Here is a 1,471-nt window from a genome sequence, read left to right on the forward strand (position 1 = left end):
GGGGGGGTGTCCCTATGGGTTTCGTCAAGCGGCGATCGGTGCTGTGGGGCGGGGTTGGTAGGGGTTCTTGTCGCGGAGCATGGCGAACAGGACGTCGCAGCGGCGGCGGGCCAGGCAGATCAGGGCGGCGTTGTGTTTCTTGCCTTGGGCGCGTTTGCGGTCGTAGTAGGCCCTGCTGGTGGGGTCGGCGAGGGCGGCGAACGCGGCGAGGAAGAACGCGCGTTTGAGCTGTTTGTTGCCGCCTCGGGCGGGGTGTTCGCCGCGGATGCTGCTGCCGGATCGCCGGGTGACCGGGGCGAGGCCGGCGTAGGCGGCCAGGTGACCCGGGGTGGCGAAGGAGGTGCCGTCGCCGACTTCGAGCAGGATCCGGGCTGCGGTCCTGACGCCGATGCCGGGCATCGATGTCAGGACCTCGGCAAGAGGGTGTGCATCGAGGATCCTGTCGACCTCGGCGGCGACGTGGTCTCGCTGTTGGAGCACGTCGCGCAGGCTGTCGGCCAGCCTCGGCAGGATCGTCTCGGCCGCCGCGGTGCCCGGAACGACGACGGTCTGCTCGTCCAGAGCGGCCATGATGCGTTGGACAAGCCGCTCGCCCATGCGCGGGGCGTTCTTGTTCGCGATCGAGGTGAGTTTGCGGCGGCCGGCCTTGCGTAGCCCGGCCGGGCCGCCGCAGCGTGACAGCAGCTCGAGCACGGCCTTGTGCTGGATGTTCTTGCCCAGCGCTCGTTCCAGAGCCGGGTGGATCTGGGTGAGCAGACCGCGGATTCGGTTGGTCAGCCGGGTGGCCTCGCCGGCCAGGTCGTCGTCGAAGCCGACGAGGACTTCCAGCTCGGCTAACGCTTCGTCGCCGACGTCGACGCGGCGCAGCGTGTGCGGCAGCGTGCGGGCGGCATCGGCAATCACGTAGGCGTCACGGGCGTCGGTCTTCGCACTACCGGGGTGCAGGTCCGCGATCCGGCGCATCGCCAGTCCGGGCAGGTAGGCCACCTGATGACCGCAGGCCCGGGCGACCGCGACCGGCAGCGCACCAATCGAGGCGGGCTGGTCGACCACCACGAGCACCTTGCCGTGCTTGGCCAGCTTGTCGAAGACCTGCCGCAGCTTTGCCTCGGTGTTGACCAGCGCCGCGTCGTGCAGCCGCTTGCCGTCCCGGTTCAGCGCGACGGCGTGATGGCCGTCCTTACCGACATCCAGACCGAGAAACACCTCGTAGTTGTCGCCGTGCACCGCATCGCCTCCCCGCGACATCGCCTCGGCTCGGTCGCCAGTCTGGCGTCGACTGCCGGCACCCACGTTACGAGGAGACCTACCCCCAACGGAGCAAGTGGTCGTGTCCCTATCAGCGGTCCATCGACGCCACCCGACCCGGCGACAACACCCCCCGGATCATGCATACGACAGGGGCGGTAAGTCATACCGGGCCGGGCGACCGAGAGTCCCCGGCTGGGGACGATCAAAAAGGTAACGGGGG

The 1,471-nt window shown here is 69.1% G+C and carries 1 protein-coding gene; it reads right to left on the bottom strand.

The genetic code is table 11. From position 1 onward, the window contains the following. Window positions 1-24: 24 nt before the first annotated feature. A complete protein-coding gene (locus tag AB0F68_RS35205; protein ID WP_357346214.1) occupies window positions 25-1,248 on the bottom strand; it encodes an IS110 family transposase in 1,224 nt (407 codons plus the stop codon). Window positions 1,249-1,471: the final 223 nt, after the last annotated feature.

The organism is Micromonospora sp. NPDC023966, from assembly GCF_040639095.1.
GTDB lineage: Bacteria > Actinomycetota > Actinomycetes > Mycobacteriales > Micromonosporaceae > Micromonospora.